Genomic DNA, 15,213 nt, shown 5'->3' on the forward strand with positions numbered 1-15,213 from the left:
TGTGGATTTCTTCTGGGGACAGACTTTTCTTTGTGAGGCCGCAAAACCCAAAAAGAATAACAAAGATGTAATTTCCACACCTGTGGAGATTCCTGTGGATAAACCGGGTGCGTTGTGGACTAGACTCCCCTAGTATTGCCTCGACGACCGCGATCTCGATGTTCCCATCGGTGGCGCTGACACCTTTTGCAAGGAGACTTCATGAACGACAGCAACCCAGCTCGGGATGCTTGGTCTGCAGCAACGGAACTATTGCGGGCCGAAGGTTCTTTGTCTAACTCGCAAGTTGCGTTCGTGCGGATGGCACATCCACTAGCCACAGTCGACGAAGTTTTCATGATTGCTGTGGGCTCCGACTTCGTAAAGTCGTGGATTGATGAACACGTAGCTGAAGAGATGACCAGCAAGCTCTCTGACATCTTGGCCCGCGATGTTCGCCTCATGATCTCGGTGGATCCGAGTATCAACGAGATGCAGCCACCAACCTCTGCTGGTGTTGCTGGTCAGACACCAAGCGATGCCCAGCCAGTTGATTCATCCCCACTTGGTCAGTTTGCGTCACCAACTCACATCCCTGCGGAACCTTCCCCTCACTACGCGAGTACACCCGCTGCACAGGCAACTGCCTACAGTCAGCCAACAGAGTATGCCGAACCAGCCACTCCATCGCGCGCAAACCATGATTTCCGTGAGCTGCCCTCTGATTATCGGGAGATTCAATCCGAGTACCGCGATACCTTTGTAGATCCGAGGCGAAATGACGATCACCATTCATCGCGGGACATGGATCGCTATCCTCGCTATCAAATGGCTGATACCACCGCTCTGAGTGTTCAGGCGCGGCTCAATCCTCGCTACACATTCGACAACTTCGTTATCGGTGATTCCAATAGATTTGCGACGGCGACGTCGTTGGCCGTATCAGAATCTCCTGGTACCACGTACAACCCCCTCTTTCTCTATTCGGATTCGGGGATGGGCAAGACCCACCTCATGCACGCCATTGGCAACTATGCCTTGAGTTTGTACCCTCGCATCAAGGTCCGCTATGTCAGTGCCGAGGAATTCACGAATGCCTTTATCAACTCCGTGCGTGATGGCCGCCAAGCTGAGTTCAAGGACCAGTTCCGCACTGTAGACATCCTCCTTATTGATGACATCCAGTTCATTGGTGGGCGTAACACCACCGTGGAGGAGTTCTTCCATACGTTCAACGCCCTGACAAACGCCAACAAGCAAATCGTCATCACGTCCGACGTCGCCCCAAATCTTCTCAATGGTTTTGAAGAGCGAATGCTCTCTCGATTCAACTCCGGCGTGACGGCCAGCATTGATAAACCAAATCTCGAGACGCGAATCGCCATCTTGGACAAGAAAGCAAGTGCCGATGGTATCCAAGTACCACGCGATGTCCAGGAGTTCATTGCGACAAACATGACCACCAACATCCGTGAGATGGAGGGAGCTCTCAGGCGCGTCACTGCCTTTTCGGACCTCTCAAACCAGCCCGTTGATCTCACTCTCTCCGAGATGGTGCTCAAGGACCTCATCTCCAACCCGGAATCCGTAGAGATCACCGCGAGTCTCATCATGGGTCAGACGGCCAACTACTTCCAGATCTCCATTGACGATCTGACATCGGCAGATCGCTCCCGAGGACTCGTGACCGCACGCCAGATTGCAATGTACTTGTGCCGTGAGATGACAGATCTTTCACTACCTAAAATTGGCGAGATCTTTGGCGGCCGTGACCACACCACCGTGATGCATGCCTATCGCAAGATCGACAAGCAAATGGCCGAGAAGCAAACCACCTACAACCAAGTATCCGAACTGACCAGCCGCATTCGGCAGTAGATAGTCAACGCTCATCGCCTTTGTCTTCTCGTGCCCATCGGATTCCTCCGGTGGGCACCCTTTTTGCCTGAAAAGAAGCCAAAACCGTGAAATCCACAGCTTCTGTGAACATCGTGTTCGCAAGCCACAGAATTCTGAGGATCAACGAGGTCCATATGTGGACTATCCACCTGTGAAAAAGTTTCATCCACAATCCCCAACCTTTTTCCACACCCCAACCACAACCAGTTTGCACACTACAATGGCAAGTGTTTCCAACGATTCGAACAGCTATCCACAGGATCCACAAGGCCTACTACTACCACCAGTAATTACAAGAAATGAGAACAACCACGGTCTTGGACTGCACAACCCCAACCCATCGCGTCGAGTTCGCTTTCGAATCACAAGAAGTGTGGCTGTCTCGCGTAAGGTAGTGCTGGGCTATCAGTTCATCTGGGCCGAAGTTGTAGTTTCCTTAAGGAGCTCACGTTTCGACCGTTGAATCTAGATGCATGAAGATTTTGAAATCCGGAAGGAAGGTTCAGCTGTGAAGCTTCGAGTTGAGCATGATGTGTTTACTGATGCTGTTTCGTGGGTTGCCCGCACAATTCCGTCGCGTCCATCGCTGCCGGTGCTAGCTGGGATCAAGATTGAGGCCTCACGTGAGGGAACCATCGCTCTCAGCTCGTATGATCCAGACATCTCTTCATACGCACTCATCGAAGCCGATGTGGACGAACCTGGTGAGATTCTGGTTCATGGTCGCCTTCTGTCTGACTTCGCCAAAGCTCTACCTAATCGGGCAATCGACATGGAGACTTCAGGCTCAAAGCTTGAGATAGTCTGTGCGTCCTCGCATATTGCAATGCAGTCAATGCCGCTCGAGGATTATCCGGAATCTCCTGAGATGCCAGCGGTGACTGGCCAAGTCGACGGCGCCACATGGCAAGAAGCGGTGTCACAGGTTGTCACGGCGGCATCGAATGATGACACTCTGCCTCTGCTCGTCTCTGTTTGCATTGAGATCGAAGGTTCGAAGATCTCTCTCATGGCCACTGATCGCTACCGCTTAGCAGTGCGTGATCTGACCTGGCAACCAACAGATCCAACTGTTTCAGCGCGCATCCTAGTTCGTGCCTCGCGCCTCTCCGACATTGCGAAAGCACTCGGATCTGTTGGCAACGTTGAAGTATCTATAGATAACTCGGGCCGGGCGGGCCTCATCGGTTTCTCTGCAGCTGGTCGTCAGAATGTTGCACGTCTTATCGATGGCGATTATCCGCAAGTACGCGGCCTCTTCCCACCCGAGATGAGTGGTTTTGCAGTGGTTCGCCGTCAAGACCTCCTCGATGCGCTCAAGCGTGCGCGCCTCGTGGTTGAGAAGAACTCAGCAGTGAGGCTCTCCTTTAGCGAAGGGCAGGTGATTCTCGAGGCCGGGCAAGGTGACAATGCTCAGACAAGTGAAGCACTCGAGGCTTACCTCAACGGTGAGGACATCACGATGGCCTTCAATCCAACCTTCCTTCAGGAAGGGTTGAGTTCTGTCTCTTCGCCGTTCATCCGAGTTTCGTTCACACATTCCACGAAGCCTGCCGTCATGACGGCTCAGGATGAGATCGACGGTGATGATCTTGAGGATTTCCGACTGTTGCAGATGCCGATCCGCATCTACGGAAACTGACAAGGCCGTGAGGCGTGTATCTGACTGATCTGGCACTGTCAGACTTTCGATCTTACGAGCAGGTACTTCTTTCTCTGCGACCAGGCATTACCACTTTCGTCGGTGAGAATGGTCAAGGTAAGACCAACATTGTTGAAGCTATCGGTTATCTCGCAACGCTTTCATCTCACAGGGTTTCTTCCGACGCAGCTTTGATTCGGCAGGGATCCACAGCTGCGGTGGTGCGTGCCCGTGTGATGCACGGAGATCACCCAACAACGGTTGAAGTTGAGATCTACGCTGGTCATGCCAACCGGGCTCGGGTTAATCGGGGGCAGGTTCGTCCTCCAGAAATACTGGGGAACATTCGTGCTGTGACTTTTGCTCCTGAGGATTTGGAGTTGGTGCGCGCCGATCCGGGTGCAAGGCGCCGTTTTCTCGACGACGTCATGGTCCAGATCAGGCCTCGCCTCGCGGGCGTTTCAGCTGAATACGACAAGGTTGCCCGGCAGCGTGCCGCAGTTTTGAAGGCTGCGAGTGCTGCTCGCCGGCGCGGACGCAGTGTTAACCATGAAGCGATTGATGTCTGGGATGCCCAGCTCGCAAAGCTCGGTTCGCAGATCACTGCAGCGAGATCCCAGATAGTTACCGGGCTCCGCCCACATGTTGTGGACTATTATCGCTTGGTTTCGGGTGGTAGAGGCGAAGCGCGGATTGATTACAAAGCTAACGCGTTGCGCGGATTGTTTGAGCTGCCTTCGCCGCTTCAGATCCAAGATCCCGAGTTAGGGAAGTCAAGAGCTGCGGAGGTTGATCAACAAGAAGCGAAGTTGGCGGACGCCGGCGCTGTTGAGAAGATGCTGCTCGAAGCTATGGAACAGCGCCGCGATCAAGAGATTGATCGCGGTGTGAACCTCGTCGGACCGCATCGTGATGAGTTGGTGCTTTCTCTGGGAACACTTCCGGCAAAGGGATTTGCGTCCCACGGTGAATCATGGAGTTATGCGTTGGCGCTACGGCTGGGGGCGTGGCAGTTCCTCCGCGAAGATGTTTCGGGTGAGTGGTCCGAGGATGGCGAACCGATCCTTATCCTCGACGACGTCTTCGCCGAACTCGACTCTCAACGCCGTTCGCGTCTAGCCGAGATCGTGGCCGACGCTGGCCAAGTATTTGTGACTGCCGCTGTGGGCGATGATTTGCCGGAAGGCCTTGTCGGGCAACGGTTTTTGGTTCACGATGGGACTGTGAATGAGGTCCACGATGAACAACAGCAAAGTTGAGGCCGCTCGGCTAGCAGCAGCACAAATGAACGGTGACGTTCTGGCGCTGCGAATACTCGACCGCGCGCGAGAAGCCGCGTTCTCGCGTGGTGAGACCAGGACTCGCCGCCCCAGCGCTGGTCAGATGGCCCGCGAGCTTGAACAGGGACAGGGCGAAGAAGGAATTGGTGATGAACCAGTTTCGCCCGGCCCTGGCTGGGGAGACGTCGGTTCGGGTCCACGGCCGTCCCGGCGCGACCCGCATCCGATTAGTGATCTTCTTGAGCGCACGATCCGCGACAAAGGATGGGGAACTCAGCTCAAAGTGGCAGCTGTGCTCGCGAGATGGCCGGAGATTGTGGGGCCAACCATTGCCAAGCATTGTGTTGTTGAGTCTTTTGACGACGACGGCGTCTTGACGTTACGTACGTCGTCGACCTCGTGGGAAGCACAGATCAACGCACTTCTTGCAACTCTTGAGGCACGAGTTGTGGAAGAAGTGGGCGAAGGAATCGTCAAGAAGATCATGGTGATTGGCCCAAACCGACCGTCTTGGAAGCATGGCAGGCTTTCGGTTCCGGGGAGAGGGCCACGGGATACATACGATTAGCTGGGAAATCGCGGACTAGCCGCCCAACTCTGGCGATCCAGACTGCTGATTCAGATGGTGGTTTTCCACGGGTTCGGTGATGAACTCTGGAACGGAAATGGCGGCCGATGCCTGCGCAAGGCTTTCAAATCTCCATGTTTGGTGTGGTAATGGCGTTTTGGTGGGGAGGGTCGCTCTAACTGACGCCGTAGATACGCTAGAATGGATTTTGCAGCTTTGTGTGTAGGTCCCTACTAAATGGGTGCCTAAACGAACTGAGAGCCATTCTGGCAAAACCTCATCGTCCATTGTGAAGGAGAAGCTCGAGCGTGTCTGAAGACGTTTCGAACGTACCGGATTCACCGATCTCAGAAGTGGAAGCCAGTGAAATGGCAACCGTGTCTGAAGCCCACCATGTTGGCGAGGTTTCCAGAGATCAATCATACGATGCCTCAAACATTACTGTTCTTGAAGGCCTCGAGGCGGTTCGGAAGCGCCCGGGTATGTATATCGGTTCCACCGGTGAGCGCGGCCTGCATCACCTTGTCTATGAAGTAGTGGACAACGCGGTTGATGAAGCCCTCGCCGGATACTGCGACCACATTGAGGTAACCATCCTTGAGAACGGTGGCGTCCGGGTGGTAGACAACGGCCGTGGCATTCCTGTTGATGAGCATCCTACTGAGCACCGCCCGGCCGTTGAGGTAGTTATGACTATCCTCCACGCGGGTGGAAAGTTTGGACAGGGTGGATACGCCGTGTCTGGTGGCCTTCACGGAGTGGGTGTTTCTGTTGTGAACGCCCTGTCTTACCGGATGGAGACCGAAATTCGGCGTGATGGATACGTCTGGCGCATTGCATTTGAGAACGGCGTGCCGGTTGCCCCGCTCGAACGCGGTGAGAAGACGGAAGAAGTCGGGACTACTCAGACATTCTGGGCAAACCCAGAGATCTTTGAAACCACGGACTACGATTTTGAGACGCTGCGCAAGCGTTTCCACCAGATGTCCTTCCTCAATAAGGACCTACGAATCACGCTGCTCGATGAACGTGCGTCAGCAGTCGCAGAAGGTGACGAAGTCACAGGTGATGCCGCCGGCGAAGCCGATGATGCTAAGCCTGGTCACCGCGAGGTCTCTTACATGTACTCGGGTGGTCTGCTGGACTACGTGAAGTACCTCAACTCAACCAAGAAGGTTGAAGTTGTTCATCCGGACGTCATCTACTTCGAGGCTGAAGATACCGAGAAGAAGATCCAGTGTGAAGTCGCAATGCAATGGACCTCGGCTTACTCCGAATCCGTCAATACCTTCGCAAACACGATCAACACCACTGAGGGCGGCACACACGAAGAGGGTTTCCGCGCAGCATTGACCTCGGTCATCAACAAGTACGCACGCGATAAGAACTTGCTGAAGGACAAAGACCCAAACCTTTCTGGTGATGACATTCGCGAAGGCCTGACCGCCATCATTTCGGTCAAGCTTGGCAATCCTCAGTTTGAGGGTCAGACCAAAACCAAGCTTGGCAACACTGAAGCGCGCACCTTTGTGCAGCAGCAGGTCTACGCCAACCTCACGGATTGGCTGGATATTCACCCCAGTGAGGCACGGGAGATTATCCGGAAGGCTACCCAGGCATATGCTGCCCGCGCCGCCGCCCGGAAGGCTCGCGAAGCGACCCGCCGCAAGTCTGTTCTGGAATCGGCTTCCATGCCCGGAAAGCTCAAGGATTGCACCTCGCGTCACCCCGAAGAATGTGAAATCTTCATCGTTGAGGGTGATTCAGCAGGTGGCTCTGCGGTGAACGGTCGTGATCCAGAGCATCAGGCAATCATGCCCATTCGTGGCAAGATCCTCAACGTGGAAAAGGCCCGCTTGGACCGTGCGTTGGGCTCCGATACCATCCAAGGACTCATCACAGCTTTCGGCACCAACATTGCCGACGACTTCGACCTGTCTAAGCTGCGCTATCACAAGATTGTGTTTATGGCCGATGCCGATGTGGATGGTTCGCACATCGCGACCCTCCTTCTCACACTGGTCTATCGTTACATGCGCCCGCTCGTCGAGAACGGCCATGTTTACCTCGCCATGCCACCGCTGTATCGCATCAAGTGGACCAATGCCCCTCATGACTATGTGTTCTCAGATAAGGAACGTGACGTCAAACTTGTGGAAGGCAAGGAAAAGGGGTGGCGCCTGCCTAAGGATGAGAGTCAGCGTATCCAGCGCTACAAGGGACTTGGCGAAATGAATGCCGAGGAACTGTGGGAGACAACCATGGATCCCGAACACAGAACCCTCAAGCAGGTCACCATCGGTGAGGCCGCCGCAACAGATGAAACCTTCTCCATCCTGATGGGTGAAGATGTGGAATCCCGCCGCAGCTTCATCCAGCGCAATGCGCACGACGTCCGCTTCCTCGACATCTAAACACAAGGCTGAATTTTCGTGAACGACGATATTGACGATCTGAACCCAGAACACAACCGTCCAGCCGAAGGCGGTACATACCACCACGGCGCCATTATGGATGTGGACCTCCAGCGCGAGATGGAGAAGTCCTACCTCGACTACGCGATGTCCGTCATTGTGGGCCGTGCTCTTCCGGATGTACGTGACGGTATGAAGCCGGTACACCGCCGTGTTTTGTACGCGATGTACGACGGCGGATACCGGCCAGACAACTCTTTCTCCAAGGCAGCCAAAATCGTTGGCGATGTCATGGGCCACTACCATCCACACGGTGATGCAGCCATTTATGACACGCTAGTGCGCTTGGTACAGCCATGGGCTCTGCGTTATCCGCTGGTTGCTGGTCAGGGCAACTTCGGTACTCCTGGTGATCTGGGAGCTGCAGCTCCTCGGTATACCGAGGCAAAGATGGCACCTCTGGCAATGGAGATGGTGCGTGACATCAAAGAGGGTACGGTCGATTTCGAGCCCAACTACGATGGTTCCCTCCAAGAACCCATGGTTCTCACGGCACGGTTCCCCAACCTTTTGGTGAATGGTTCAGAGGGCATCGCAGTTGGTATGGCCACCCGCATCCCGCCCCACAACCTTCGCGAGGTCAACGAAGGCGTGCAGTGGTACTTGCAGCATCCAGAGGCCAGCAAGGAGGAACTGCTGGGAGAGTTGATGCGGCGCGTCAAGGGCCCAGATTTCCCAACAGGTGCCACCATTCTTGGAACTCGTGGCATTGAAGACATGTATCGCACCGGGCACGGTTCTATTACCCAGCGGGCAGTGGTGGAAGTGGATGAGATCCACAATCGTCAGTGCTTGGTTATCACTGATCTTCCATATCAGGTCAATCCAGATCGCCTCCTCGACAAGATGGTCGAAGGTATCAAGGATGGCCGTCTTCCAGGCATCGCTGATATCCGTGACGAAACCTCGGGGCGTGCAGGGCAACGCATCGTCGTCGTTCTGAAGAAGGATGCCGTTGCCAAGGTTGTGCTCAACAACCTCTACAAGCACACCCAACTCCAGAACAACTTCCCAGCCAACATGCTGGCACTGGTGGATGGCGTTCCACGCACACTTTCGCTAGATGGTTTTGTGCGCCATTGGGTAACACACCAGATTGATGTTATTCGCAGGCGCACCCAATATCGCCTCAACGAGGCACTCAAGCGACTCCACATCTTGGAGGGCTACCTCAAGGCGCTCGATGTGTTGGACGAAGTAATTGCGTTGATTCGCCGCTCCCCAACAGTGGATGAGGCCCGCAACGGCCTCATCGCGATGCTCGAAATCGATGCGGATCAGGCGAACGCAATTCTTGAGATGCAGCTGCGCCGCTTGGCCGCACTCGAACGTCAGAAGATCATCGACGAATACAACGACAAGATGATCCTCGTGACCGACTACCGCGACATCTTGGCCCGCGAAGATCGTCAGCGCACAATCATTTCTGAAGAACTCCAGCAGATCGTAGACAAGTACGGCGACGAACGCCGCACAACGATTCTTCCGTTCGATGGAGAGATGTCAGTTGAGGATCTCATCCCTGAAGAAGACGTGGTTGTAACCATCACGCGAGGCGGCTTTGTAAAGCGCACCAAGGTCAGTGAGTACCGGGCCCAGCATCGTGGAGGCAAGGGAATCAAGGGCGCACAGTTGCGAGGCGACGACGTCGTCGAACATTTTGGTGTTTCCTCAACCCACGATTGGCAACTGCTCTTCACAAACTTCGGACGGATATACCGAATCAAGGGTTATGAGCTCCCCGAAGGAGGGCGCGACGCCCGTGGGCAGCACGTTGCAAACGTACTTGCATTCCAACCAGATGAGAAGATCGCATCGGTCATCACGCTCAAGAATTACACCCAGGCCACGTACTTAGTACTCGCAACGGCCGACGGGTTGGTCAAGAAGACGCGTTTGGCGGAATACGATTCTTCCCGGGCAGCGGGACTCATCGCCATCAAGCTTCGGGAGCATGGCGATGGCACTATGGACCAGGTCGTGGCTGCGTGCTTGGTGGATGAGGGTGACGATATTCTGCTCGTCTCCCGCAAGGGGCAATCGCTGCGATTCACAGCCGACGACGAAACGTTGCGTCCGATGGGACGATCAGCTTCCGGTGTGCGTGGCATGAAGTTCCGCCAAGGGGATTCATTGCTCACGATGGACGTGGTCCACGAGGGTTCCGAGGTCTTCATTGTGACCGAGGGCGGATTCGCTAAGCGAACCCTAGAAAGCGAATACCGTGTTCAGGGGCGTTCGGGCCTTGGCATCAAGGTTGCGAAGCTGACTGAGGCTCGCGGTGACCTCGTAGGTGCGCTCATCACGCATTCGGGTGAAGAGGTTCTTGTGATCATGGAGTCAGGCAAGGTTATGCGTTCCTCCGTGGATGAGGTTTCGCTGACGGGCCGCACAACTCAGGGTGTGACCTTCACCCGTCCTGATGATGATGACCGGATCATTGGAATTGCGCGTAATGCTGAAGCCGAGCTCGAAGAAGAAATCGAAGAGCATGGCACAGATGAGGGCACTTCTGACCAGAGTGAAATGCCAACTGATGCGGCAGGACACACTGAGACATCAGGAAACGAAGAGAAAGAGGCGGTAGCCTCTGACGTAGTAGAAGCTGAAGAGTCCACCGAGGGCGACCTCGACTGAGTGCACGGAGAAGTTATGAGCGATAACGAGCGCAGACAAGCGGAGCAACCCGCTGTTACAGGTGCCGCGGCTCCGATGCGGCGATCTGCGGTGGAACGGATGGCTGAGGAGGGTATGGGGCAAACTGCTTCAACCACACAGTCCTTTGGTACTCAGGAGAGCTTCAATAGAGCGAGCGGTTCGCCAACACTAGAAGCTGAGGCCGGGCTGGGTGCTGATCCATTTGCTATGGGTGGCACGCAGGCACCAACAGGTGCCCGGCCAGAGGCAGCGCCTAAGGTGGCAAGGCCCGCTCCCAAGCGTGCAGTTGGCATTCGGCGGATCCATATGACTATCTCGAAGGTCGATCCGTTCTCTGCCCTCAAGCTCGGCTTTCTCGTTTCCGTCGCCGTTGGCGTCATGACTGTTGTGGCGATGGCGCTCATCTGGTTTGTTCTGGATAGCATGCATGTGTTCTCACAGATCAACACCTTGATGACCACCCTGGGATCCGAGCAGCTGCTTCAACTCATCCAGTACCTAGAGTTCGGGAGGTGGATGAGCTTCGCGGTGATCGTAGCGATCATGGACGTGGTCTTGCTGACCGCACTCTCTGCTGTTGGGGCTCTGATCTACAACCTCATTGCGGCACTCGTGGGAGGTATGAGAATTACTGTTACAGATGAGTGATTCATACATCTGAAGCAGGCTGCCCGCCGGAAAGTGATACATATCGCCATGGCCTGTTCTGTTTGGACATTGGTGAGCGCGTTGTTGTAATCTAATTCGGCACCCATAAGGGTGGCTTCGGGCCTATAGCTCAGTTGGTTAGAGCGCATCCCTGATAAGGATGAGGTCGATGGTTCGAGTCCATCTAGGCCCACGAGTGACACAGAGGAGGACAACATGAAGAAGTTCTTACTCGCCGTGATTGCGGTTGTTACAGGTTACGCGGTGATTCTTGAGGTTCAGAAGAACTCACAGGATCGGGCAATCTGGCACAAGGTCACTGATCCAATCGCGTAAGCGTTTGGATGGCCACTTCTAGTGGCTGATAATTGAACATGGGGACTTAGCTCAGCTGGTAGAGCATCGCCTTTGCAAGGCGGGGGTCAGGGGTTCGAGCCCCCTAGTCTCCACAAGAGAGAACACCCGGCACCACTTCGATGGTGCCGGGTGTTTCCGTGTGTCTGGCACCCAGACCTTTGAGTCTTCTGGGTGCCAGACGTAGTGCTTCGTCGGAATCCCTCGGTTACGCGGAGCCGAGCCTTTAGAAAACGTCCCAGTGTGGCAAAACGATGGGTTCTTCCGTGTTTGCCTGGCGTTGTGCCTCGGTGAGGCGTTCGGGTGCCACGATCACTTGGAAGACATATTCTTCGAACCAAGAATCATCCATGGTGAAGAACCCTTTGGTTCCCACCTCGTCGCCCCATGAATTCTCCACACGCCAACGCTTGGGCTGCCCGTCAACAAGGTCAACACCCACCAAAGCCATGGCGTGAGTGGCTGACGATTCGTGCAGGCGCAGGCGGTCAGCCTTAGCAATGCTCATCCCAACGCCGTAGAGCGCCTCGTAATTGTGCAACTGGGCATCCCAGATACCGCTTTGGCGATCGAACTGTTGGCTTACATCGCAGCTGAACCACACGGGCTCTCCGCTCCGAATTGTCTCGATTGCGGTGGACTTGAGGTCATCGATAGCTGCAGTCACGTGCGTGTACGGCGTGCCACCCTCCATGAACGGGGTGTGATCGATAACGTACCGGTGTCCAACTGGATGCTCCTCGCGGGGATCATGCGTAAGGGCAACGTAGTCATAGATGTTGGCAGGCACGTACTTGTGTGCGAACTCCAGCGGAGTCATCGTGCCTTCAGTGTGGAACGCCTTATCCTTGTCACGGTATTGCCATGAGAATTCGGTGGGTGGCGTGCCCAAGTGAATCGCGAGGATTCGCCAGATGTCGGCCATAGTAGCAAGGCGAATCTCATCTTGCTTTGCGGCGACGTCGTCGGGCACATCCGTGGAATCCACGTTCTTTGTGGAGCGAATTGAACCGATGGCGCGGCGCAGAACTGTGGAGAGCGCGCGGTTCATTTGGTCTGTGTTGCCAGCCGATTCGGTATCAGGCATGGCCCACTGAGGAACAATCCCGTACTTCTTGATGAGGTCGAGGAACTGAGTCCAGTAGCCACCGTCGCCGATTGGTTGAAGGACATCGCGTACGTCCTCGTCCTCTAGTGGCTGATCCGCTGTCTCAATCGCACGCACGAGGATGTGGTTGGCCTTCTCAAGCTTGTCGTGAAAAGCCACGAAGTTCTGCGAGAATGCGAAATCCTCAACGTTCAGTTCCTTGATCATGCGGGCGCGAAGCACGTTCAGCCCAGCGAACTCCCAGCAGCGCCCGGAGTGCTTCTGGTTAGTCACCGGCCACGCATCCAACCTTTCCGAGGTGGAATCATCGAGGCGGTTGATGACATCCCGGTCAAGGCTGACGGCATCGGCGCCCTGGGCGCTGACGGCATTCTGGACAATCTTGCCGACCACATCGGCGCGGAACTGTTCTGCGTGGTGGGCGCTGAAATCGGGTGAGATGGGCGAAATGGTTGTACTCATGTAGCTTTCTCCTGGAATTGGTGCACTCGCCACTATAGTCTGCGGTAATCCACCAAAACCGTGGGGTTCCTCGCGGGGAAGAACTAAGGTTGAGTGGTTGGAGAAGGCCATTTCGGCACACCCACAGTTCGGAGACTCGCAATGCGTTCACAATCCGCGGTTTTTGTTGATGCTGGCTATTTCATTGCGGCAGCAGCAACGCGGCGCACTGGTTCTTCGCTGCGCCGCCTAGTTTCGGTGAACTACGAGTCGTTTGTAGCCGATCTCACCCGGCTCGTCGAAGAGCGTACCGGGTTACCACTTCTTCGGGTGTATTGGTACGACGCCGGCAAGAACGGCCTTCCAGACTACGAACAGGAGAAGGTTGCACGCCTACCCAAGGTGAAGCTTCGGCTTGGGCGGATCGATGTGGAGGGTGGCCAGAAGGGGGTTGATCTCCGAATCGGCTTGGACATGGTAGGTCATTCGCGTAATCGTGCTGTGGACGTCATCTACCTTCTTTCAGGCGACGACGACCTTACTGAAGCAGTCGAGGAAGCGCAGGCGCAAGGCGTCCAGGTGATTATTCTCGCCGTGCCTACAGCCCAGGGTGGGCCGCACGGTGTGAGTCGAAACGTCAGCATGGCTGCTGACGGTATTGAGATTCTGCCCTCCGAGATCATCGACAGATCGGTGGCGCCAGTAGTGAGTGCGCCACCCACCTCTGCCAGCCGCGTGACGCCGCAGGTCATGCGCAAGCAAGTGACGCCTGCAGATGTCCGGCGCTCCGCAACTACGGCCAAACCAGCCGTGCCGTCCACAGTTGTCTACAGCAGTGGCGGCGAGCATGCCTCGTATGTGGCACCGGAGTATGAAGGCGTGACCGAGGAGTTGAGCCAAGCGATCACCGGCGTGGTGGGCCGAACCTTTGATGCTTGGTCGAGTTCGGCCACAGAGATACAGCGCAACGATCTGCTCCGTGGCCGCCCCACTATCCCAAGCGACCTTGACCGAGCCTTATTGGTGGATTTGGCAGATGTTATGAGCGACTACAACCTCAGTGATGAAGCTCGAGTGGAGTTGCGGATTCAATTCTGGAAGAAGGCCGAGGAGGCACTTGGTGCTTGAGAACCCGCAGGATGTAGAGCTCACCGAAGGGTTGGATCCGGGAAGGATGGCAGACCAAGTGGCCGTGCCGGCAGCCCTAGCAGTGTCTGAGCCAGACAAGATGGAACCCCACGTTATCTTTCTTGATGTGGATGGCACGGTTGTGGACTACTCCAATAACCTGCCAGATTCTGCGGTGGCGGCAATCCGGCGCGCCCGGGAGTTGGGTCATCTAGTTTTCCTCACCACGGGCCGCTCCAAGGCCGAAATGTACCAAGAACTGTGGGACATCGGGATTGACGGGATGATCGGCGGAAATGGCTCGTATGTCGAGCATGCTGGTGAAGTGGTTGCCCATCAGAGCCTGTCCTTGACCGAATGCACGGCCGTGGTGGATTGGCTTCTTGAGCGCGGGCTCGCGTTCTATCTGGAGGCGAACTCCGGGCTGTTTGCGAGTGACGGATTTGAGGTGGCCGCACTTCCGGCCATCCACGCCTACGCTGCGGGCAAGGGTAATCCGGACGCCAATACCTGGACTGCAGAGATGGTGTTCCCCGAGATGATCTATCACGCAGGCCTCTATCGCGACGACGTCAACAAGATCAGTTTTGTCTTGAGCCAGTACGAGGACTTCCTTGATGCCAAGGCCGCATTCCCGAACCTCAAGGCTGGAACGTGGGGTGGCCGTGATTCGCTGGCCCTCTTTGGCGACCTAGGGGTGCAGGGTATAGACAAGGCGCACGCCATTGATGTTCTCCTTGCACATGTGGGATTCGATAGGTCCCACACCATTGCCGTTGGTGACGGCGCCGTGGACATTCCGATGTTTACGTATTGCCAGATTGGAGTGGCGATGGGCAATAGCTCTGATGAAGTCAAGGCTGCTGCAGATTACGTCACCTCCGATGTGACAGAAGATGGGCTCTATCACGCCTTCGACCAGCTCGGACTTCTCACTGGATACTGATACCCCGTAGGGGTATACTCTGAGGGGTTCCGGGCGATGATGCGCCCACACCGTGCCCCGCACACGCAGGGCACTAACTGGTTGAGGA

At 55.5% G+C, this 15,213-nt stretch carries 11 protein-coding genes and 2 tRNA genes; 12 read left to right on the plus strand and 1 reads right to left on the minus strand.

Annotated elements, in window-relative coordinates:
* Nucleotides 1-201: 201 nt before the first annotated feature.
* The 10 genes from dnaA (at nucleotide 202) to H2O17_RS00045 (ending at nucleotide 11,597) form a co-directional block, all read left to right on the plus strand.
* Entirely contained in the window at nucleotides 202-1,857 is a 1,656-nt protein-coding gene (dnaA, locus tag H2O17_RS00005) for a chromosomal replication initiator protein DnaA (RefSeq protein WP_182049784.1), read from the plus strand.
* A 490-nt stretch (nucleotides 1,858-2,347) separates the two neighbouring features.
* Nucleotides 2,348-3,520, plus strand: coding sequence for a DNA polymerase III subunit beta (gene dnaN, locus H2O17_RS00010; protein WP_223149192.1), 1,173 nt, complete (start codon nucleotides 2,348-2,350; stop codon nucleotides 3,518-3,520).
* A gap of 14 nt (nucleotides 3,521-3,534) precedes the next feature.
* Entirely contained in the window at nucleotides 3,535-4,779 is a 1,245-nt protein-coding gene (recF, locus tag H2O17_RS00015) for a DNA replication/repair protein RecF (RefSeq protein ID WP_182049785.1), read from the plus strand.
* Nucleotides 4,760-5,368 (plus strand): DciA family protein, encoded by a 609-nt coding sequence (locus H2O17_RS00020; RefSeq protein ID WP_182049786.1) that lies wholly within the window; start codon nucleotides 4,760-4,762, stop codon nucleotides 5,366-5,368. Before recF ends, H2O17_RS00020 begins: the two co-directional genes overlap by 20 nt.
* Before the next feature lie 368 nt (nucleotides 5,369-5,736).
* On the plus strand, nucleotides 5,737-7,782 hold the full coding sequence (gene gyrB / locus H2O17_RS00025; RefSeq protein WP_182050855.1) for a DNA topoisomerase (ATP-hydrolyzing) subunit B: 2,046 nt from the start codon (nucleotides 5,737-5,739) through the stop codon (nucleotides 7,780-7,782).
* A 96-nt stretch (nucleotides 7,783-7,878) separates the two neighbouring features.
* A complete protein-coding gene (gene gyrA, locus H2O17_RS00030) occupies nucleotides 7,879-10,479 on the plus strand; it encodes a DNA gyrase subunit A (protein WP_182050856.1) in 2,601 nt (866 codons plus the stop codon).
* Nucleotides 10,480-10,494: 15 nt separating this feature from the next.
* On the plus strand, nucleotides 10,495-11,148 hold the full coding sequence (locus tag H2O17_RS11575) for a DUF3566 domain-containing protein (protein ID WP_246311257.1): 654 nt from the start codon (nucleotides 10,495-10,497) through the stop codon (nucleotides 11,146-11,148).
* Nucleotides 11,149-11,267: 119 nt separating this feature from the next.
* Nucleotides 11,268-11,341 (plus strand) — tRNA-Ile (locus H2O17_RS00040).
* 23 nt (nucleotides 11,342-11,364) lie between these two features.
* On the plus strand, nucleotides 11,365-11,484 hold the full coding sequence (locus tag H2O17_RS11450) for a DLW-39 family protein (RefSeq protein ID WP_220456777.1): 120 nt from the start codon (nucleotides 11,365-11,367) through the stop codon (nucleotides 11,482-11,484).
* A 40-nt stretch (nucleotides 11,485-11,524) separates the two neighbouring features.
* A tRNA-Ala gene (locus tag H2O17_RS00045) sits at nucleotides 11,525-11,597 on the plus strand.
* 131 nt (nucleotides 11,598-11,728) lie between these two features.
* Here H2O17_RS00045 and H2O17_RS00050 read toward each other — a convergent pair.
* Nucleotides 11,729-13,072 (minus strand): C1 family peptidase, encoded by a 1,344-nt coding sequence (locus H2O17_RS00050; protein WP_182049787.1) that lies wholly within the window; start codon nucleotides 13,070-13,072, stop codon nucleotides 11,729-11,731.
* A gap of 141 nt (nucleotides 13,073-13,213) precedes the next feature.
* On the opposite strand from H2O17_RS00050, the gene H2O17_RS00055 reads away from it, so the two are divergent.
* Nucleotides 13,214-14,179 (plus strand): NYN domain-containing protein, encoded by a 966-nt coding sequence (locus H2O17_RS00055; protein ID WP_182049788.1) that lies wholly within the window; start codon nucleotides 13,214-13,216, stop codon nucleotides 14,177-14,179.
* Entirely contained in the window at nucleotides 14,172-15,125 is a 954-nt protein-coding gene (locus tag H2O17_RS00060) for an HAD family hydrolase (RefSeq protein WP_246311259.1), read from the plus strand. Before H2O17_RS00055 ends, H2O17_RS00060 begins: the two co-directional genes overlap by 8 nt.
* Nucleotides 15,126-15,213 lie beyond the last annotated feature (88 nt).

It is taken from the genome of Changpingibacter yushuensis (assembly GCF_014041995.1).
GTDB classification, from domain to species: Bacteria; Actinomycetota; Actinomycetes; order Actinomycetales; family Actinomycetaceae; genus Changpingibacter; species Changpingibacter yushuensis.